19 protein-coding genes are annotated in these 20511 nt (G+C 34.4%); 17 read left to right on the top strand and 2 right to left on the bottom strand.

From position 1 onward, the window contains the following. The first annotated feature begins 1 nt into the window (after window position 1). The 9 genes from ACN0WI_RS03165 (at window position 2) to ACN0WI_RS03125 (ending at window position 11984) form a co-directional block, all read left to right on the top strand. Window positions 2-1579: a G-D-S-L family lipolytic protein gene (locus ACN0WI_RS03165; RefSeq protein WP_417885501.1), complete on the top strand. Its 1578-nt coding sequence runs from the start codon at window positions 2-4 to the stop codon at window positions 1577-1579. Window positions 1580-1662: 83 nt separating this feature from the next. Beyond that, a complete protein-coding gene (locus ACN0WI_RS03160) occupies window positions 1663-2004 on the top strand; it encodes a phage holin family protein (RefSeq protein WP_417885170.1) in 342 nt (113 codons plus the stop codon). Between the two features lie 87 nt (window positions 2005-2091). After that, complete coding sequence (tig, locus tag ACN0WI_RS03155) at window positions 2092-3414, top strand: trigger factor (protein ID WP_417885169.1); 1323 nt, start codon at window positions 2092-2094, stop codon at window positions 3412-3414. 200 nt (window positions 3415-3614) lie between these two features. Further along, window positions 3615-4286: an ATP-dependent Clp endopeptidase proteolytic subunit ClpP gene (gene clpP / locus ACN0WI_RS03150; protein ID WP_417885168.1), complete on the top strand. Its 672-nt coding sequence runs from the start codon at window positions 3615-3617 to the stop codon at window positions 4284-4286. Between the two features lie 69 nt (window positions 4287-4355). Next, window positions 4356-5588, top strand: coding sequence for an ATP-dependent Clp protease ATP-binding subunit ClpX (clpX, locus tag ACN0WI_RS03145; RefSeq protein ID WP_417885167.1), 1233 nt, complete (start codon window positions 4356-4358; stop codon window positions 5586-5588). Window positions 5589-5834: 246 nt separating this feature from the next. Beyond that, a complete protein-coding gene (gene aceE / locus ACN0WI_RS03140; protein ID WP_417885166.1) occupies window positions 5835-8498 on the top strand; it encodes a pyruvate dehydrogenase (acetyl-transferring), homodimeric type in 2664 nt (887 codons plus the stop codon). Between the two features lie 19 nt (window positions 8499-8517). Further along, entirely contained in the window at window positions 8518-9921 is a 1404-nt protein-coding gene (locus ACN0WI_RS03135; protein WP_417885165.1) for a 2-oxo acid dehydrogenase subunit E2, read from the top strand. An 11-nt stretch (window positions 9922-9932) separates the two neighbouring features. Beyond that, entirely contained in the window at window positions 9933-11348 is a 1416-nt protein-coding gene (gene lpdA, locus ACN0WI_RS03130) for a dihydrolipoyl dehydrogenase (RefSeq protein ID WP_417885164.1), read from the top strand. Between the two features lie 159 nt (window positions 11349-11507). Then, the gene (locus ACN0WI_RS03125; protein ID WP_417885163.1) at window positions 11508-11984 is read left to right on the top strand and encodes a hypothetical protein; all 477 of its coding nucleotides are present in this window, start codon (window positions 11508-11510) and stop codon (window positions 11982-11984) included. A gap of 4 nt (window positions 11985-11988) precedes the next feature. Here the strand turns inward: ACN0WI_RS03125 and ACN0WI_RS03120 are convergent, their stop codons facing one another. Both ACN0WI_RS03120 and ACN0WI_RS03115 read right to left on the bottom strand, forming a co-directional pair. Next, window positions 11989-12270, bottom strand: coding sequence for a YciI-like protein (locus ACN0WI_RS03120; protein ID WP_417885162.1), 282 nt, complete (start codon window positions 12268-12270; stop codon window positions 11989-11991). Window positions 12271-12391: 121 nt separating this feature from the next. After that, complete coding sequence (locus tag ACN0WI_RS03115) at window positions 12392-13519, bottom strand: glycosyltransferase (protein WP_417885161.1); 1128 nt, start codon at window positions 13517-13519, stop codon at window positions 12392-12394. 87 nt (window positions 13520-13606) lie between these two features. Between ACN0WI_RS03115 and ruvC the strand changes: the two genes are divergently transcribed. The 8 genes from ruvC to ACN0WI_RS03075 are packed head-to-tail and all read left to right on the top strand — an operon-like array spanning window position 13607 to window position 20483. Continuing rightward, window positions 13607-14158: a crossover junction endodeoxyribonuclease RuvC gene (gene ruvC / locus ACN0WI_RS03110; RefSeq protein WP_417885160.1), complete on the top strand. Its 552-nt coding sequence runs from the start codon at window positions 13607-13609 to the stop codon at window positions 14156-14158. 29 nt (window positions 14159-14187) lie between these two features. Then, on the top strand, window positions 14188-15315 hold the full coding sequence (gene hemW / locus ACN0WI_RS03105; RefSeq protein ID WP_417885159.1) for a radical SAM family heme chaperone HemW: 1128 nt from the start codon (window positions 14188-14190) through the stop codon (window positions 15313-15315). Between the two features lie 36 nt (window positions 15316-15351). Further along, complete coding sequence (locus ACN0WI_RS03100; protein ID WP_417885158.1) at window positions 15352-15702, top strand: DUF4260 domain-containing protein; 351 nt, start codon at window positions 15352-15354, stop codon at window positions 15700-15702. Between the two features lie 3 nt (window positions 15703-15705). After that, window positions 15706-16332, top strand: a complete 627-nt coding sequence (locus ACN0WI_RS03095) for a DUF4230 domain-containing protein (protein ID WP_417885157.1) — start codon at window positions 15706-15708, stop codon at window positions 16330-16332. Window positions 16333-16338: 6 nt separating this feature from the next. Next, a complete protein-coding gene (locus ACN0WI_RS03090; RefSeq protein ID WP_417885156.1) occupies window positions 16339-16698 on the top strand; it encodes an MmcQ/YjbR family DNA-binding protein in 360 nt (119 codons plus the stop codon). Beyond that, on the top strand, window positions 16698-18476 hold the full coding sequence (locus tag ACN0WI_RS03085; RefSeq protein WP_417885155.1) for a MutS-related protein: 1779 nt from the start codon (window positions 16698-16700) through the stop codon (window positions 18474-18476). Before ACN0WI_RS03090 ends, ACN0WI_RS03085 begins: the two co-directional genes overlap by 1 nt. A 19-nt stretch (window positions 18477-18495) precedes the next feature. Then, a complete protein-coding gene (locus ACN0WI_RS03080; protein WP_417885154.1) occupies window positions 18496-19500 on the top strand; it encodes a metal-dependent hydrolase in 1005 nt (334 codons plus the stop codon). A gap of 23 nt (window positions 19501-19523) precedes the next feature. Further along, window positions 19524-20483, top strand: coding sequence for a peptidoglycan DD-metalloendopeptidase family protein (locus tag ACN0WI_RS03075; RefSeq protein ID WP_417885153.1), 960 nt, complete (start codon window positions 19524-19526; stop codon window positions 20481-20483). Window positions 20484-20511: the final 28 nt, after the last annotated feature.

Genomic DNA, 20511 nt, shown 5'->3' with positions numbered 1-20511 from the left:
GATTAAAAATTATAAATTTTTAGCAATTAGCTTATTGGCTTTGGGAATAGTTTCTTGTGAGCCAGATTTAGATAATCCAATAGATGAAGTTGGAAGTGCATATACTAATGGTGAAGCCGATTTTACCCACTATGTAGCATTGGGGAATTCGTTAACTGCAGGTTATGCTGATAATGCATTGTATATGGAAGGACAAAAAAAATCGTATCCAAACATACTAGCAGGTCAATTGGCATTAACTCAGAAAACTGATGAGTTTACGATTCCTTATATGAATGATAATTCAGGTGGGTTGTTATTAAATGGAACTCAAATTCAACAAAATCGATTAGTATTAACTAACGAGAATGGTTCTCCTAGTCCTAAAGTTTATACCGGTAAAGCACCAACTACAGACATAACTAATGTTTTAGAAGGACCTTTTAGTAATATGGGAGTTCCCGGAGCAAAATCATATCATTTAGGGCTTCCTGGTTATGGAAATATTGCTAGAGTGACTACAGGCATGGCCAATCCGTATTTTGTTCGATTTGCTTCTTCGTCGGAAACAAATGTTATGGCCGATGCAATGGCACAAAATCCGACGTTTTTTTCCTTATGGATTGGTAATAACGATGTGTTGGGTTATGCAACCTCAGGAGGTGTAGGGGTAAATCAAACAGGAAATTTAGATCCTAATACTTACGGGTCTAATGATATTACCGATCCAGATGTGTTTGCAAATGTATATTCCGATATGGTACAGACTTTAGTTTCAAACGGAGCAAAAGGAGTTTTATTAAATATTCCAGATGTAACTTCAATAGCATTTTTTAATACTGTACCAAATAATGCTCTACAGTTAGATGCCCAGACAGCAGCAAGTTTAACCTCTTATTTTGGGGCGGTTTCTCAGGTTTTTGCCGGTGGTTTAATGGCTCAGGGAGTTTCGCAGGAACAGGCAATGGCTTTAGCTGCACAATATGCAATTACTTTTAATGAAGGTCCTAATAGATTCATAATCGATGTCCCTGTTACCCAAGACAATCCTCTTGGGTTTAGACAGATGACGGCAGATGAATTAATTCAACTTCAGGTAGATCAATCAGCTTTGGCTGGTGGGTATGGTTCTGTTAATTTAACCACGGAGGTACAACAAGTATTAGGACTTTTAATGTCTGGAGGGACACCAACTCCAGAGCAGGCTAATATATTATTTGGAGGAGTGAATGGTTTAGATGATGCTGATGTTTTAGATAGTACAGAAATTTCTGAAGTTCGGACAGCTACTGATGCATATAATGAAACTATATCTGCAGTGGCTAATGCAAATGGACTTGCAATGGTGGATACTGATACTATGCTTAAACAACTTGCTAATGGAGGCATATCTTTTGATGGTGGTAGTGTTAATGCTGCTTATGTAACTGGTGGAGCATTTTCTCTGGATGGAGTGCATTTAACACCTCGTGGATACGCTATTGTAGCTAATAAAATAATAGATGCAATTAATGCGGAATATAATTCAACTGTTCCAAAAGTAAATGTAGGGCAATACGGAACCACTACATCTTCAGCTTTAAGTGATGAGGTTAAATAATAATAAACTTTTATTAAAGTGATGAAAGCCAGCTGAAAAGTTGGCTTTTTTTTGCAATTTAGAGTTCTAAACTAAAAATAAATATGAGACTTATAGCAAAACTTTTACTTACTGCATTGGCAGTTGTAATTTTATCGAAACTTTTACCCGGTGTAACGGTAGATAGTTATTTCACAGCAATTATAGTTGCAGCAGTTTTAGGGATATTAAATATCTTAGTAAAACCTATTTTAATAGTATTTACATTACCTGTTACTATTTTAACACTAGGCTTATTTTTATTAGTTATAAATGCTATAATAATTTTATTGGCAGATAGCTTTATAGGCGGTTTCGGAGTTAGTGGTCTGTTTATGGCAATAATTTTTAGCCTGTTATTATCCTTATTTCAATCTATTTTATATTCACTTCTAGATAAAGATTAGAAGCAAGCTGAAATTCAATATTTTGAAACTTTGTAGGCTGCTGAAAAAAGCTTAATTTTGCAGACCAATTTTTTATAATAAGTCAAGATGAATATTACCAAAGAGAATATTGATGAATTAAACGCGGTAGTAAAAGTAGATATCGCAAAAGACGACTATGCTCCTAAAGTAGAAAAAATCCTTAAAGATTACCGTAAAAACGCTAATGTTCCTGGCTTTAGAAAAGGTCATGTTCCTATGGGGATGGTGAAGAAGCAATATGGTCAAGCTGTTTTAGTTGATGAAGTAAATAAACTGTTACAAGAAAATCTAAATAAATTTCTTACCGAAGAAAAACTTGATGTTCTAGGAAATCCAATTCCAAAAGAACAAGAGAATTTTGATTGGGATAAAGAAGATTACACTTTTGAGTTTGAAATAGGATTAGCTCCTGAATTTGAAGTGAATCTTGACTTAGAAAAACCAGTTACTAAATATACTATTGTTGCTGATGATGCTATGGTCGATAACCAAATCGAAAGCATTCAAAAACAATACGGGAAGTTAATAGCTAAAGAAGAGGTTGAAGAAGGTGATATTGTTGCCGGAACTTTCAAAAATGAAGAAGAAGGAATTGAGAATGAAACTTCTGTTGAGTTAGAAAAAATTAAAGGAAAAAGAAACCTTAATAAATTCGTAGGTGCTAAAGTAGGAGATGTTATTACTTTAAAAACCAAAAGTCTTTTTGAAGACGATCACGATTTAATTCAGCATTTAAAAATAGATCATGATCAAGCTCATGATCTTGATATCGAAGTAGAATTTACTATTTCAGAAATCAATAAAAGAGAGCTTGCAGATTTAGATCAGGAATTATTCGACAAACTTTTCGGAGAAGGGAAGGTAACATCAGTTACTGAACTTAAAGACAAAATAAAAGAAGATGCTGAGAAGCAATTTGTTCAGCAAAGCGATCAGCAACTAATGAATGATGTTACGGAAACATTAGTTGAAAATACAAAATTCGATCTTCCAAAAGAGTTTCTTCAAAAATGGATTAGAACTGTAGGTGAAAAGCCATTAACAGAAGAAGAAGCTGTAGAAGAATACGAAAAAAGTGAGAAAGGACTTCGTTACCAATTAATCGAAGGAAAGATTGTTAAGGAAAAAGACATTCAAGTAGACTTTGAAGCACTTAAAGCTTTTGCTAAAGATAAAATTAAAGAGCAAATGGCTCAATTTGGTCAATTGAATCCATCTGATAAAGAATTGGATGATATTGCAGCTAGAATTTTATCGAATCAAGATGAGGTAAAACGCCTTTCTGATCAACTAGTAAGCGAAAAGCTATTAAATTTTTACAAAGAGAATATGAAGTTTGACGAAAAGGAACTTACTTACGATGAGTTTGTGAAAGAAATCTATAAGTAAGCCTTTTTTATAATTTATACTTATCTTTAGAGGCGTTAAACCATATCGGGATAACGCCTTTTTTGGCTTTATATATTAAAGGAGTACATGAAAAATGATCTTCTTATAAATCAAATAAGTATAAGTAATAAAATATTTTATAAATTCGAGGTATACCTCGGGTAATAAAAACCCTAATTGGGAATTAAAAAGGAAAATTGATGGACTACGAAAAAGAATTTGAAAAGTACGCAACTAAACATCACGGAATAAATAGCAATTATTATAACAAGATCGTTAGCAGCATGACCCCTACGGGAATGACGCCTAACATTATTGAAGAGCGCCAAATGAATGCGGTTGCTATGGATGTATTTTCTAGGTTGATGATGGATAGAATTATTTTTATGGGAACTGGTATTAACGATCAAGTTGCCAATATTATCCAAGCGCAATTATTATTTTTAGAAAGTACTGATTCTTCAAAAGATATTCAAATTTATATAAACTCTCCAGGGGGTAGTGTGTATGCAGGTTTGGGTATTTACGATACTATGCAGTTTATTAAACCTGATGTTGCAACTATTTGTACGGGTATGGCAGCCTCTATGGGAGCTGTATTACTTTGTGCAGGAGCAGCAGGAAAAAGAAGTGGATTACCACATTCTAGAGTAATGATTCATCAACCACTTGGAGGAGCGCAAGGTCAAGCAAGTGATATTGAAATTACAGCAAGAGAGATTCTTACTTTAAAAGAAGAATTGTATCAAATAATTTCAAAACACTCAGGACAATCATACGAAAAAGTGCATAATGATAGTGATCGTGATTATTGGATGAAAGCCGATAAAGCGAAAGAGTACGGAATGATTGATGAAATCCTTACCAGATAGAATTAGAACTGGTTAATCAAACAGAATTTTAGATAGTTAATTCTAAAACAGAATTAGAAAATTAGAAAAATGGCGAAAGAAGAATTAGAATGTTCCTTTTGTGGACGTAAAAAATCGGAAACCAATTTATTGATTGCCGGTTTAGATGCTCATATATGTGATCGATGTATCGAACAAGCACACGGAATTGTTTTAGAAGAATCGAAGCAAGGGGAAGCAGACGAATTATCTTCGGAATTAGTGCTAAGTAAGCCTAAAACAATAAAGGCTTTTTTAGATGAATATATTATTGGCCAGGAAGCCACAAAAAAAGTAATGTCTGTTGCCGTTTATAACCATTATAAACGATTGTTACAACCCGATAGCGATGATGATATCGAGATCCAAAAAAGTAATATCGTAATGGTTGGGGAAACTGGTACAGGTAAAACCCTTATGGCAAAAACAATTGCTAAAATGCTTAATGTGCCTTTGGCTATTGTTGATGCAACGGTATTAACTGAAGCTGGTTATGTTGGAGAAGATGTAGAAGGGATTCTTACTCGTTTATTGCAGGCAGCCGATTATAATTTAGAGAAAGCACAACGAGGTATTGTTTTTATTGATGAGATCGATAAAATTGCTCGTAAAAGCGATAACCCTTCGATCACCAGAGATGTTTCTGGAGAAGGTGTTCAGCAGGCTTTACTAAAACTATTAGAAGGAACTACAGTAAATGTTCCGCCTAAAGGAGGAAGAAAACATCCCGATCAAAAATTTATCGAGGTAGATACTGAGAATATTTTGTTTATCGCTGGTGGAGCTTTTGATGGTATCGAGAGGAACATCAGCAAGCGCCTAAATATGCAAGCAGTAGGATTTAGTGCTTCCAAAAGTGATGATAATATTGAAAGAACTAATCTTTTAAAATATATCATCCCTAAGGATTTAAAAGATTTTGGGCTTATTCCTGAAATTATTGGTCGTTTACCGGCGCTTACATACATGAATCCGCTAGATAAAGATACGCTTCGTTCAATTTTAACGGAACCTAAAAATGCCATTATAAAGCAATACACAAAATTGTTTGAAATGGATGAAATTGAGTTTAGCGTAACCGATGAAGCTTTAGATTATATTGTAGAAAAAGCGGTAGAATACAAACTTGGTGCACGTGGTTTGCGTTCGCTTTGTGAAGCTATCTTAACCGATGCGATGTTCGATCTTCCGGAAAGTGACACAAAGGAGTTTGAGCTTACTAAAAAGTATGCAGACGAGAAATTAAATAAATCAACTATAAATGCATTGAAAGCTGCATCATAATTAGATAATTAATAGCTATTAAAAAGCCTCATGAATTTTAAAATTTATGAGGCTTTTTTAGTTCTCGAAATTAGATAATTTTCAGCATGATTTTTTTTAATCTTAAAACTTAACAGATTTTATTTTTCCATTTTTGAAAGCTTTAGCATAGCACTATAATCTTCTGTTAATCATTTGAAGTCGATTTTATTAATTGGTAACTTCAGAAGAATAACCACTCTAGTACCAACTAATAAATTTCAGAACATGGCAGAGGATAAAGCAGCAACAGCCGAAATTGAAAACCAAGAATGGCTGGATTCCCTTAAATGGGTTTTGCAAAATGAATCGAAAGAACGAGTAGAAGAAATATTAAAATTATTAAGAGCAGAAGCTCAAAAGCATGGTGTAAAATCAGACTTACCTTTAACGACGCCATATATAAACACTATTAGTCCTAAGGATGAAGAACAATATCCCGGGGATATCGAAATTGAAGAAAAAATACTGGGATATATTCGTTGGAATGCAATGGCGATGGTCGTAAGAGCCAATAATAAAAGTAAAGGTATTGGCGGCCATATTTCAACATATTCTTCTATAGCGCATTTGTGGGAAGTGGGTTTCAATCATTTTTATAAAATGGATCGTGAAGCGGGATCAGATATGGTGTATTTTCAGGGACATGCGTCACCTGGAGTGTATTCACGAGCTTTTTTAGAAGGTAGATTAACCGAAGAACATTTAGAAAATTTCCGTAGAGAAATTGAATCAGATAAAGGATTAACGTCTTATCCACACCCGCATTTGATGCCGGAATTCTGGAATTTCCCAACCGTTTCCATGGGATTAGGGCCCATAAACGCAATTTACCAGGCACGTTTTAATAAGTATCTTGAAAAACGTGGATTAATAGAAAATAACGATCAGCAAATTTGGGCATATTTAGGCGATGGTGAAATGGATGAGCCTGAAGCTCGAGGAGCCATTAGCGTGGCAGCCAGAGATAAACTGGATAATCTAACCTTTGTTGTAGATTGTAATTTGCAACGCTTGGACGGTCCTGTACGAGGAAACGGAAAAATTATTCAGGAATTAGAAGGTTTGTTTAGAGGTGCCGGTTGGAATGTGATTAAATTACTTTGGGGAAAAGATTGGGATCCTGTTTTTGAAAAAGATACTGAAGGTAAACTTGTGAGTTTATTAGATGAATTACCTGATGGGCAACTTCAAAAATATGCATTTTCTGAAGGTGATTTTATTCGTGAAGATCTCTTCGGAAAAGATAAAAACTTGACTGACATCGTTAAGAATTTATCGGATGACGAATTGAAACGCTTAAAGCGTGGTGGGCACGATCAGCAAAAAATTTATAATGCTTATAAGAAAGCAACCGAACATAAAGGTCAGCCTACTATAATTTTAGCTCAAACTATTAAAGGTTACGGGCAGGGAAAAGCAGGGGAAGCTAGCAATGTATCCCATAAAACCAAAAGCTTTAAGGAAGATGAATTAAAAGCATTTAGGGATTTCTTTGGTCTGCCGATTTCAGATAAAGAAATAAAAGATATTCCGTTTTTAAAGCCAGAAAAAGATAGTAAAGAGCTTAAATATCTACATGAAAAACGAAAAAAATTAGGTGGTTTTCTTCCACAGCGAAAAGATACTAGCGAGCCAGTAAAGCAACCAGATAGAAAAGTATTTAAAAGCTTTTTAGAAGGTTCTGGAGACGATGAAGCAGCTACAACTATGGTGATGATTCAAACGTTGAGCCGCTTATTTAAAGATAAAGAAATAGGAAAATATATTGTGCCTATAATTCCTGATGAAAGTAGAACTTTTGGAATGGAATCGCTTTTTAGACAAGTTGGTATTTATGCGCCCGGTGGTCAATTATACGAACCGGTGGATAAAGAAAGTTTGTTGTTTTATAAAGAAGCTGAAGATGGTGTAATCATGGAAGAAGGAATCACCGAATCAGGTTGTATGGCTGAATTTATTGCAGCCGGTACCGCTTATTTAAATCAGGGTATTCCTATGATCCCGTTTTACTTCTTTTATTCTATGTTTGGTTTTCAAAGAACGGGAGATTTAATCTGGGCAGCAGCAGATGCTGGAGCAAAAGGATTCTTAGTAGGAGGTATTTCAGGAAGAACAAGTCTGCCAGGTGAAGGTTTGCAACACCAAGATGGGAACAGTCATTTATTTGCTTTAGCATTTCCAACGGTAAAAGCTTACGATCCTGCTTTTGCATACGAACTGGCAACTATTGTAAAGAACGGAATACAGGAAATGTATATCGACAAAAAAACATATCAATATTATATCACGCTTGGAAATGCGACCTACAAAATGCCAAAAATGCCTAAAGACAGTGAAGAGGGTATTTTGAAGGGTATGTATAAATTTCAGAAAACCAGAAAACGAAAAACCGATAAAAAAGCACATCTTTTTGGTAGCGGTTCGATTATGGCCGAGGTTTTGGAAGCTGCTGAAATTTTAGAAAAAGAATATGATGTTGCGGTAGATATCTGGAGTGTTACAAGCTACAAAGCGCTTTATGATAATGCGATAGATACCGAACGAGACAATCGCTTAAAATCGCAACTGAATAAAGATAAAAATTATATTCAGGAGTGTTTAGAAGATGAAAATGGTGTGTTTGTAGCGGCTTCAGATTATGTAAAAGCCTTGCCGGAATCTATTGCGAAATGGTTTCCTGCACATCTTGCAACTTTGGGAACCGATGGTTTTGGACGTAGTGATGCAAGACCGGAGTTGCGTAACTTCTTCGAAGTAAATGCTGCACATATTGTATTTACCACGCTTTACGAATTAGCGAACGAAGGAAAAATTAAAGCCAAACAGCTTAAAGAAGCAGCTAAGAAATTCGATATCGATGCTAAAAAAGCAAACCCAAGAACATCCTAACCAATAAAAGAAAAGAAAAATGGCTAAAGAAATTAAAGTTCCACAAATAGGAGACGGAGTAGAATCTGCAACAGTTTCTGAGATATTAGTTGCTGAAGGAGATAAAATTGAAAAAGATCAGAGTGTTATTGCTGTAGAAAGTGATAAAGCTTCAGTAGAAGTTCCAAGTTCGGCAGCGGGGACCATAAAAGAAATTAAGATCAGTGAAGGTGATGAGGTAGAAGTAGGTCAGGTAATTATTCTGTTAGAAGACTCTGATGATGGTGACGAGGAAGCTGAAGATAACAAAGAAACTTCAGAAGAAGAAAGTGAAGATACGGATGATGATGATGAAAAACAATCCGATAAGAAAAAGAAAAAAGTAGAAGAAGAAAAGTCGGAAGATAGCAAAGACTCTGCCGATGACGAAGATGAAGACTCTGATGAGGATGATGAAGGCGAGGAGGAAAAAGAGTCAGAAAATGACGAATCTGAATCTGAGGATGAAGATAAAAAGGAGAAGAAAAAATCAGGTAAATCTTCCGGGAAATCTACTGGAGCAGGTATTCAGGCTTCGCCGGGTACGCGTCGTTTAGCGAGAGAACTTGGTGTAGATCTTAGCGAGATGGCAGAAGAAATTTCAGGAAAGATTTCAGAAAAAGACGTCAAAGAATTCGCTAAAGGAGGAAATCAAAAATCTACAAAATTAGCTTCGGTCTCTTTACCCGATTTTGAAAAATGGGGAAGTGTAGAGCGTGAGCCACTAAATAATATTCGAAAAGCAACGGCTAAAAATGTAACAGCTTCTTGGCAATCTGTACCGCATGTTTTTCAGTTTGATGAAGCAGATATTACCGATATTCAGCAATATTTAGAAGCGAATCAGGATAAAGCTGAAAAAGCCGGCGGGAAATTAACGATTACCGCTTTGCTGACTAAAATTGTGGCGAGTGCATTGGTTCGATTTCCAAAATTTAACGCCAGCGTAGATATGGAAAATCAGGAAATGATCCTGAAAAACTATGTAAATATTGGGATTGCAGTAGCAACAGAAAAAGGACTTTTAGTGCCGGTTATTAAAAATGCCGATAAGAAAAGCATCATAGAAATTGCCGCGGAATTAACCAATATCGCCGAAAAGGCAAGAGATGGTAAATTGAGTAAAGAGGATATGGAAGGCGCTAATTTCTCTATTTCTAATCTTGGCGGAATTGGCGGGACTAATTTTACACCTATCGTTCCTGCACCACAATCTGGGATTTTAGGAATTTCACGCTCAGCTAAAAAGCCGGTTTATATTGAAGATGAATTTAAACCTCGAGAAATTTTACCGCTTAGTTTATCCTACGACCATCGTTTGATTGATGGCGCCGATGGTGCTGCATTTATAAACTGGATCACTCAGGCACTTGAAGACCCTTACAAAGCTTTGCTTGGGGCATAACATGAGAAATTATGGCAAATAGCAAGAAAGATAAAAAAGAATTAGTAGTTATTGGTTCAGGCCCCGGTGGTTATGCAGCGGCATTTAGAGCGGCCGATTTAGGAATTAAAACCACTCTAATCGATCCGGAAGCGAATCCCGGTGGCGTATGTTTATACCGAGGATGTATTCCGTCGAAAGCCTTGTTGCATGTAGCGAAAGTGAAAAAAGAAGCTGTAGAATTATCGAATTTTGGGGTGAGTTTTAATGATCCTGAAATTGATGTCAAGAAAATCGGTAAATGGAAAGATAGTGTTGTAAAAAAATTGACCGGTGGATTGGGGCAGCTTAGTAAAGCTCGAAAAGTAGAATTTATTCAGGGAAAAGCTTTTTTTAAAGATGAAAAAACGCTGGAAGTTGAAGAAAATTCAGGAGAGTCCTACGAGTTAGAATTTGAAAATGCAATTATCGCAACCGGATCTACGCCAACCGAATTACCCAATATCGAAGTAGATCACAAACTTATCTGGAATTCTAAAGATGCGCTCGATATTAAAGAAATTCCGAAGAAATTATTAGTGATTGGTGGTGGTTATATTGGATTAGAACTGGGGAGTGTTTATGCAAATTTAGGAAGTGAAGTTTCTATTGCTGAAATGACTTCCGGATTTTTGCCGGGAGCCGATCGAGATTTGGTAAAAGTTTTTGAGAAAGAACAGCCTTTTAAAAATCTGTATTTTGATACTAAAGTTGAAAAAGTAGATCCTAAGAAGAAAAAAGTTGAAGTCGTATTGAAGTCAGGCGATAAAGAACAAAAAAAGAAATTCGATCGTGTTTTAGTGGCGATTGGAAGACAGCCGAATACAAAAGCCAGTAAACCACAAAATGCGGGAGTAGAAATTGGAGAGGATGGTTTTATAAAAGTTTTCAGTAATCGTAAAACTTCAGCAAATAATATTTACGCGATTGGTGATATTACCGGGCAGCCCATGTTAGCGCATAAAGCCTCGCACGAAGGGCGTGTTGCTGCGGAAGTGATTAAAGGCGAGAAAGGTTCTAGCTACGACGCAAAAGTGATACCTGCTATTGTATTTACCGATCCTGAAATTGCCTGGTGTGGTCATACAGAACAGGATCTAAATTCATCGAATATCGATACAAAGGTGGTGAAATTTTCATGGTCAGCTTCAGGGAGAGCAAAAGCTTTAGGAACCGATAATGGTCTCACAAAACTAATTGTAGATAAAGAATCTGAAATTATTCTTGGCGGAGGCGTTGCCGGTAAAAATGCGGGGAGTTTAATTCCTGAAATTGCTTTAGCCATAGAGATGGGTACCACAGCAAGAGATCTGGCGCTTACCATTCATCCACACCCAACGCTTTCTGAAACTATTATGGAAAGTGCCGAATTATTCTATGGAAGTCCAACTCACATTGTAGGGAAATAAATGTGAAAATTAACTGCTAGTAATAAAGTGAGATTCTAAAAAAATCTCGCTTTATTTTTAAACTCTAATTATTGTATAATCTTATTATATACAATAAACAGTTACTCTTGAGTTTACGGCTATTTTGCTTACTTTTGAAGTTTATAAGCCAAAGTTTACATGAGAAATAGATTACTTTCTTTACTTTTTATTGCGTTGGTATCCTGTAATTTTGAGACAAAAAAAATTTCTTCGGAAGATGTTTTAGAACAGGAGTCGCAGTCGCTTAATTGGAAGGAGGTAGATGAATATCCTGCTTTTGAAATTTGCCAACAAATAACAGCGCTTCAGGAAGCTCGCAAATGTTTTGAACGCGAAGTGGCTAAAAACATTTATGCATATCTGGCCAAGCAAAAACCTGTTGTAAATAAGAGTATTAGCGATACTATTTACTTGTATATAGAAATTACGAAAACCGGAACTCCGGAAATAGACTCTATTTCAGCAATAGATTCGACGGTAGTTCAGCAATTACCGAAAATTAAAAATTGGTTAATCGAGAGTATCAATTCATTACCTAAAATTTATCCGGCTAGTAAACGAGGAATTCCGGTTTCAACAGCTTTTAAAATGCCAATTGTAATTGAAGCAGAATAAATGTCTATTCACCTCCAATTACTACATTCCATTTTCTAACAGAATATTCCTTAATAAGTCCATTTTTATTGTACGGATCGTTTTCTGCAAAAGTAGTTGCAGGAGTTTCATCTTCAGCTTTAAAAATAAAAACAGCTTTATCAGCCGGATTATCTAAAGCTCCGGCCATAATAACTTCGCCTTTTTCTTGAGCTTTTTTAATAAGCGCTAAATGATCGGCACGATATTTTCCGCGTTCTTCTAAGTAACTGTCAACTAAATGGTAAGTTAAAATGTAATAATTCATATTGGTTAGTATATTTTATATAAAAATACGATTAAATTTAGATTTCTAAATTGGTTTTATACCTGAAAATATAAGAAATAAATAGCTTTTTTTATCGTATCAGAATCAACTTACATTTTAACTATCGAGAAAATTGTCGCCCTTTCCATTGATATCCGCCAAATAGGGATAAAATAGCTACATAGATGGTGAAAAATGGGTATAAAATGGAGCTTATTAGGTAATTTTTCATCAGTTTTTCGCATTTAAAGAACGAAGCAGCTCGGTGTAGCACTACAAAATCGATATTAAATTTCACCAAAAAAAGAATCATAAAATAGAAGAATGGAAAGAGTTTAAATATGCCTGAAACTAATCCTACAGCAAAAGCGAAATTCATTAAGAACACTATAATTCCGGTAAGTTTTGCAAAATTGCTAGTATACGCTGAGGTTTTTGAGGCCCAACGGATACGTTGTTGTTTGAGGGCTTGAAAACTAACTTGTGGTGGTGTGCTCACAATTGCATTTTCATCTTTTAAGAAACTTACCTTTTCATTACTAGCTATAAATTTCTGTAATAAAAAAACATCGTCGCCGCTAGCAATTGCAGTATTTCCGGTAAATCCATTTTGGGCAATAAAAGTATCTTTCTTATAACATAAATTAGCTCCGTTTGCCATAAAAGCTTTTTGCAGGCCGAAAGCCCCGGCGCCACAAAGTTGTAAACTCAGAAAATCGAGTGCTTCAAAAGCAGTTAAAAACCTTGAATTTTTAGCATCAATTTTAACCGGTGCAGCAAGCATTGCCGGATTTTGGTTTATAATTTCCGTATTGAGACTTTGCAACCAATATTCCGGGAGCTCACAATCGGCATCGGTAGTAGCAATATAATCGAATTCTGAAATTTCTATAGCGGTTTGTAATGCATCTTTTTTAGGAGAAGGCGAGCGTCGTTTATTTTGCAGTAACCTCAAGTTAATAGCTAAGTTTTTTTTAATAAATTCAGTAATAATTTTTTCTGATTCATCCTCCGATGCATCATTTACCAGCATCACTTCAAAATACATAGTCGGATAATTCAAAATCGATAAACTTTCCAGTAATTTGGGTAGATTATCAGCTTCGTTTCTAAAAGGAATTATAATTGAAAATCGAGTTTTTGGAGTTGCATAGTTATTGGAAGTTTCGGGTAATTTTTTCCAACCTATTAAAAAGCTAATCATTAAACTAGCATAAGAAAGTGCAATTAAAATAATTAATATCAGCATATACTCGAATTTACTGCAAAGATAGATTTCCGTAACTTTGCATAGTTGCAGATGTAGTATAAATTATTCCAAATAAAAAATAGCCGTTTGAACGAGAAGATAATTTTAGGAATCGATCCCGGAACTACCATTATGGGGTTTGGATTAATTAAAGTGAAGAATAAGCAGATGGAGTTTCTGCAGCTTAACGAGTTGCAACTAAAAAAGTATGATGATCATTACTTGAAATTGAAGCTTATTTTTGAACGAACTATCGAATTGATTGATACGTATCATCCTGACGAAATTGCTATAGAAGCACCATTTTTTGGGAAGAATGTACAGTCGATGCTAAAATTGGGGCGTGCACAAGGTGTGGCAATGGCTGCAGGGCTGTCGCGACAAATCCCCATTACCGAATATCTTCCGAAAAAAATTAAAATGGCAATTACCGGAAACGGAAGTGCCAGTAAGGAACAAGTGGCTAAAATGCTACAAAATTTGCTAAAACTTAAAACCTTACCTAAAAACTTAGATTCTACCGATGGTTTGGCTGCAGCTGTTTGCCATTTTTATAATTCTGGACGAACTGAAATTGGAAAAAGTTATACCGGTTGGGCAGCTTTTGTAAAGCAAAACCCGAAAAAAGTTAAAAAATAACTTAGTATCGTAATTGTAAATTGATTGAAGTGAGCGGAATTTATATTCATATCCCATTTTGTAAGCAGGCGTGCCATTATTGCGATTTTCATTTTTCAACTTCTTTGAAGAAGAAATCGGAACTGGTCACTGCGCTTCAAAAAGAGTTACTACTTCGGAAAAACGAATTACCGAAAGAACCATTACAAACTATTTATTTTGGAGGGGGAACGCCCAGTTTATTAAATTCTGATGAATTAAAAGCTATTTTTGAAACTATTTATTCGAATTATGTAATTTCAGAAAATCCTGAAATTACCCTAGAAGCCAATCCAGATGATCTTTCCAAAGAAAAAATAAATGAGCTGGCAAATTCAAAAATAAATAGGTTAAGCATTGGTGTGCAATCTTTTTTTGAAGACGATTTAAAATTGATGAACCGTGCGCATAATGCTGAAGAAGCGCTACAATCAATTCAATTAGCAAAAGCCAAATTCGATAATATCTCGGTTGATTTAATTTATGGTATTCCCGGAATGTCGATGCAGCGTTGGCAGAGAAATATTGAAATAGTGCTCGATTTAGATATTCCGCATATTTCTAGTTATGCGCTTACTGTAGAAGAGCGTACTGCGCTTAAAAAATTCATCGAAAAAGGACTGATTAAGCCAGTTGACGATGCATTAGCAGCTGAACATTTTGAAATCTTAAGAAGCACTTTGAAAAAGGCTGGTTTTCAGCATTACGAGTTTTCGAATTATGGGAAACTAGGTTATTTTTCTGAAAATAATACCGCTTATTGGTTGGGGAAGCCTTATTTAGGAATTGGGCCTTCAGCACATTCTTATGATGGGAATTGTAGAAAATGGAACATTGCTAACAATACGTTGTATATAAAAGCACTTGAAAAAGAAGAATTAAGCATAGAAATTGAGAAATTAAATACAACCGACCGTTATAATGAATATATTATGACGCGTTTGCGCACGCATTTTGGTGTAGATTTACAGGAGGTGCAATCCAAATTCGGTAACAAATATCTAGATTATTTACAAGAAGAGTCGGCGGTGTTACTTCAGAAAAAATTAATGAGAATTACTAATAACACACTGCATATTACTGAAAAAGGAACTTTTTTAAGTGATGGAATTGCTGCCGATTTATTTTATATTGACTAAAATTCCAATAATAATGGGAAGCAATCAATTTTCGCAATGAATAATACATTAAAACTGGAAGAATTAGCCATGTTTGGTTTAAGTGTTTTTGCATTTAGTATGTTACCCTATTTTTGGTGGTGGTTTGCTATTCTATTTTTTGTCCCCGATATTGGAATGGTCGGTTATATTTGGGGAGCAAAAACCGGAGCTTTTGTATATAATGTATTACATCATAAAGCGCTGGCTATTGTTTTAGGAGTAGTAGGAATTTATCTTGAAATTGATATTTTACAATTAATGGGTGTAATTTTATTTTCTCATTCAGCTTTTGATCGTATTTTAGGATACGGACTTAAATACGAAAAAGGATTTAAATTTACTCATTTGGGAGAAATCGGAAAATAAACTATGGAGTTACTTTTTATTGGATTAGCCGCAGGAGCAATAGCAGCTTATTTTATTTTTATGGCGTTTAATAAAGATCGTTCTAAGTTAAAAAACAAAGAACAATCTGTTGTATTGATGGATAAAATACGAAGCGTTTGTAAATTTATAACTATAGAAGGAGATTTCTCTGAAATTTACCATTACGAAAATTTAAAAGAAAAATACATAAGTTTAATTTTAGGTAAAAAGAAAGCCATTGTCCTTATCACCGCAAAAGCATATGTAGGATTCGATTTAAGTAAGATTAAAATGGAGAGTGATAATGAAGCCAAAAAAATTCATTTAACCAATTTTCCGCAACCTGAATTATTAACTATAGAGACCGATTTTAAGTATTACGACAAACGCGAAGGTTGGGCCAATCCATTCACAACTTCAGATCTTACCGATATTAATCGTGATGCTAAAAAGCATATTGTCGATAAAATTCCAGAAAGCGGATTGTTTGAAAAAGCGAAAAAAGAAGCTTTAGATACTGTTTTATTAATGGAAAATATCGTGCAAACCATCGGCTGGAAATTAGATTATTCTGCTTTAGTTTTAGAAGAGGTAGCACAAGAAAAATTAGAAAGAACTAACGAGAAATAACCGAAAATGGATATTGATACGTTAAGAGTATATTGTTTATCTAAAAAAGCAGTAACCGAAGAATTACCTTTTGGTCCAGATGCTTTGGTTTTTAAAGTAATGGAGAAAATGTTCGCCTTAGTTTCTTTAGATACAATGCCGTTACGCGTAAATTTAAAATGCGATCCGGAAGAAGCAATTGTTCTTCGAGAAGAATACGACGGATTAATAATCCCTGGATATCATATGAATAAAAAACATTGGAATACAGTAATATTTTCAGGGAAACTTTCACCAAAATTGATTCATAATTTAATTGATTCTTCGTATAATCTTGTAGTAGATAAACTTACCAAAAAACAAAAAACCGAATACAATCAATTATAATGGCAAAGCATCTTCAATTTTATAGAGATCAAATTCAATATCATCAAAAAATAGCTTCCGGACTTTCTAAACAATTATTAGTTTCTAGTTTAGTTCGACTAGCTGTATTTTTAGCGGCTTGTTTTCTAATTTATTTTTTCTGGGGAAACACACAAATAGTGGTTGCCATACTAATTGTTTCGGTAGTATTATTCTTGTTTTTAGTATCTCGACATACTAATCTAAAATTTAAGCGTGATAAAGAAAATGCGTTAATTCAATTAAACCAGACTGAGATTGACGTGATGGAATCTAGGCAATTTCACGACTTACCAGAGGGGAGCGAATTTGAAAATCCGAATCACGAATACGCCCAGGATATCGATTTATTTGGAAAAGGTTCTTTTTTTCAATACACAAACCGAACGGCACTTTATGAAGGCAGTAAAAAACTTTCGGCTATTTTATTAGAAAATAATATAGATGGAATTCCGGATAAGCAAGAAGCCATTCAAGAACTAGCCAAAAAAGCAAAATGGCGCCAAAATTTTAGCGCTACGGCAAGTTTAGTAAAAACATCAGAGTCTTCAGATACTATTGTAAACTGGTTTAAAAATTATAAACCTTTTGTGCCAAAGTTTATAAAATGGCTTTCACCAGTATTTTCGATAGCTTCAATAGCTATTATTTCAGGTTATATAGCAGGAATAGTTACCCAAATGCAATTAGTACTTTGGTTGATTGTAGGAATATTGATAACCGGTTTTTTCCTGAAACGCATAAATATGCTTTCCAGTAGCGTGTCTAAAATTCAAGATACCTTTCATCAGTATCATAAATTATTGGCAATGTTAGAAAAGGAAGAATTTTCTTCGGAAATGATGAAGGTGAAAAAACAAATTATACGAACCAAAATTAAAAAGGCTTCGCAAATATTTAAAGAATTTTCGAAAGCTATTGATGCTTTAGATCAGCGAAACAATTTTTTATTCGGCTTTTTAGGAAACGGATTTTTACTTTGGGATTTACGCCAATGTTTACGTTTAGAGAGTTGGATTGACACCTATAGAAACCATGTAGAGAATTGGTTTGATGTAATCGAATTTATAGATGCTTATAATTCGTTAGGGAATTTTGCATTTAATCATCCAGATTATGTATTTCCTGAAATAGTTTCCGAAGCGAAAGGTATTTCAGCTAAACAATTAGTGCACCCGTTATTAAATCCAGAAAAGCGTGTAGCTAATGATTTTACGATAGGAAGAGATGAGTTCTTTATTATTACAGGTGCTAATATGGCCGGAAAAAGTACATTTTTACGAACGGTTTCACTACAAATTGTAATGAGTAATATTGGATTGCCTGTTTGTGCTACCGCTTGCCAATACTCACCAATAAAATTGATTACGAGTATGCGAACTAGTGATTCCTTAAATGATGATGAATCGTATTTCTTTTCAGAATTAAAACGATTAAAATATATTGTAACTAAAATTACAGATAATCGATATTTTATAATTTTAGATGAAATTTTAAAAGGAACCAATAGTACCGATAAAGCTAGCGGATCTAAAAAGTTTGTAAGAAAATTAGTAGGCGCAAAGGCTACCGGAATTATTGCTACACACGATTTAAGCTTGTGTGAAATTACATCGGAATTACCCCAAATCAAGAATCATTATTTTGATGCTGAAATTAGTAATGATGAGCTTCATTTTGATTATCAATTTAAAACTGGAATTTGCCAGAATATGAATGCTTCCTTTTTATTACGAAAAATGGAAATTGTAGATGAATAGAGATAAATAAAAACATAAAATGGATTCATTAACGCAAATAGTGTTAGGTGCTTCGGTTGGCGAAGTTGTTTTAGGAAAAAAAGCAGGTAATAAGGCGATGTTGTATGGCGCTATTGCGGGTACTATACCAGATTTAGATATTCTTAGCAATTATTTTACAGATGTAATAACCGCTAACGAGTTTCATCGAGGTTTTACCCATTCTATACTTTTTGCGGTAATATTTGCACCTATTTTTGGATGGATAATTTCAAAAATAGAAAAGAAATTAGCAATTGATTGGTTAGATTGGACAAAGCTGATGTTTTGGGGATTGTTTACCCATCCGTTGCTCGATATGTTTACTACTTGGGGAACCGAACTTTTTTGGCCGGCTAATTACCGCATAGCTTTTAAAACTATTTTTGTAGTCGATCCGCTTTATACGGTTCCTTTTTTAATTTTCACCATTTTGGCAGCATGCAGACCTAAAGGATCTTTAAGCCGTAGAAAATTAAACACTGTGGGTCTTCAGTTAAGTTGTTTTTATTTGTTTTGTGTAAGTGTGCCACTTAAATTATATGCTGATAATGCTTTTCAGAAAACCTTAGATGCTCAAAAAATTGATTATCGAGATATTATAGCCAAACCAACACCATTTAATACTATTTTATGGTCAGCTAATGTAGATACTAAAGATGCTTATCTTATCGGAAATTATTCGGTGTTAGATGGTAGACCAATTAGCTTTAATCGGTATCCTAAAAATCGAGAGCTTGCTAAGAGTTTTAAAAGATATCCTGATTTTAGGCGTTTAGAAGAATTATCTAAAGGTTGGTACACGCTTACCAAAGAGGGGGATGATATTTATTTTAATGATTTACGATTTGGAACCTTAAATCCAACAAATCCTGATTCAGAATTTGTATTTCGGTATCAATTAAAAGAAAAAAATGGAGCCTTACAGGTTACTGAAGTAGAAAAGGACAGAGGTGATGCCAAGCGAATGCTAAGAGGATTATTTAAACGAATGCACGGGAATTAATTATAAAATACGAAATTAAAATAATGCATAAAATTTTTAGTTTTTTACTGCTATTCGGAATGTTTAGTATTACTGCAATATCACAAACATCAACCGATTATGATACTCAAGCAGAAAATTTAGTTGATCATTATAATGCAGCCCAATACCATACTATTTTTGATAGTTTTTCTGCGGAAATGAAAAAGGCATTACCACTCCCTGAAACCCAGAAGTTTTTTGAGAAACTTCATTCTAAAGCAGGAAAAATAACCGATTCAGAATTTTTAATATTTCAAGATCCTTTTGCAACCTATGCTGTAACCTTTGAAAAAGGGGCTTTTTTATTGAATCTTGCTTTATCAGAACAATCTGAAATTACTGGGTTTAAAGTAATTCCTTATGGGCAAAAAACCAATCTACATGAAGCAGAGACTTTATTAGATTTACCGTTTAAAGAAGAATGGTATGTAGTGTGGGGAGGTGATAATAAAGAAGATAATCGGCATTTTGAGACCAAATCACAAACTGGAGCTTACGATTTTTTGAGGATAGATGATGATTTAAAAACACATAGAGGAGATGGTTCTATAAATAATCAATATTATGCATTTGGAGCAGAAATTTTTTCACCAGCTAGCGGAGAAGTTGTAATGGCAGTAGATGGTGTTTATGATAATAAACCTGGAAATACAAATTCCAATTATGCATTCGGAAATACAATTGTGCTAAAAATTGCAAAAAATGAATACCTCTATCTTACGCATTTAAAAAATCATACTTTAAAAGTAAAAGAAGGCGATATAGTAAAAAAAGGAGATTTACTGGGACTTTGTGGTAATTCTGGAAACTCTTCCGAACCTCATTTGCATATGCATGTTCAAGACCGTTTTGAAAGTATAAAGGCTACTGGTTTAAAAGCATTTTTTAAACGCTTAAAAGTAGACCGTAAATATATCGAAAATTATGCACCAGTTCGAGGGGATCTTGTAGAGGCTATTTAGTAGTTTTCCAATACTTAAATTATATATT

The organism is Zunongwangia sp. (genome assembly GCF_048269745.1).
In the GTDB taxonomy this organism is placed as follows: domain Bacteria; phylum Bacteroidota; class Bacteroidia; order Flavobacteriales; family Flavobacteriaceae; genus Zunongwangia.
Note: the sequence above shows the minus strand (reverse complement) of the source record. Positions and strands in the feature narration are given on the sequence as shown.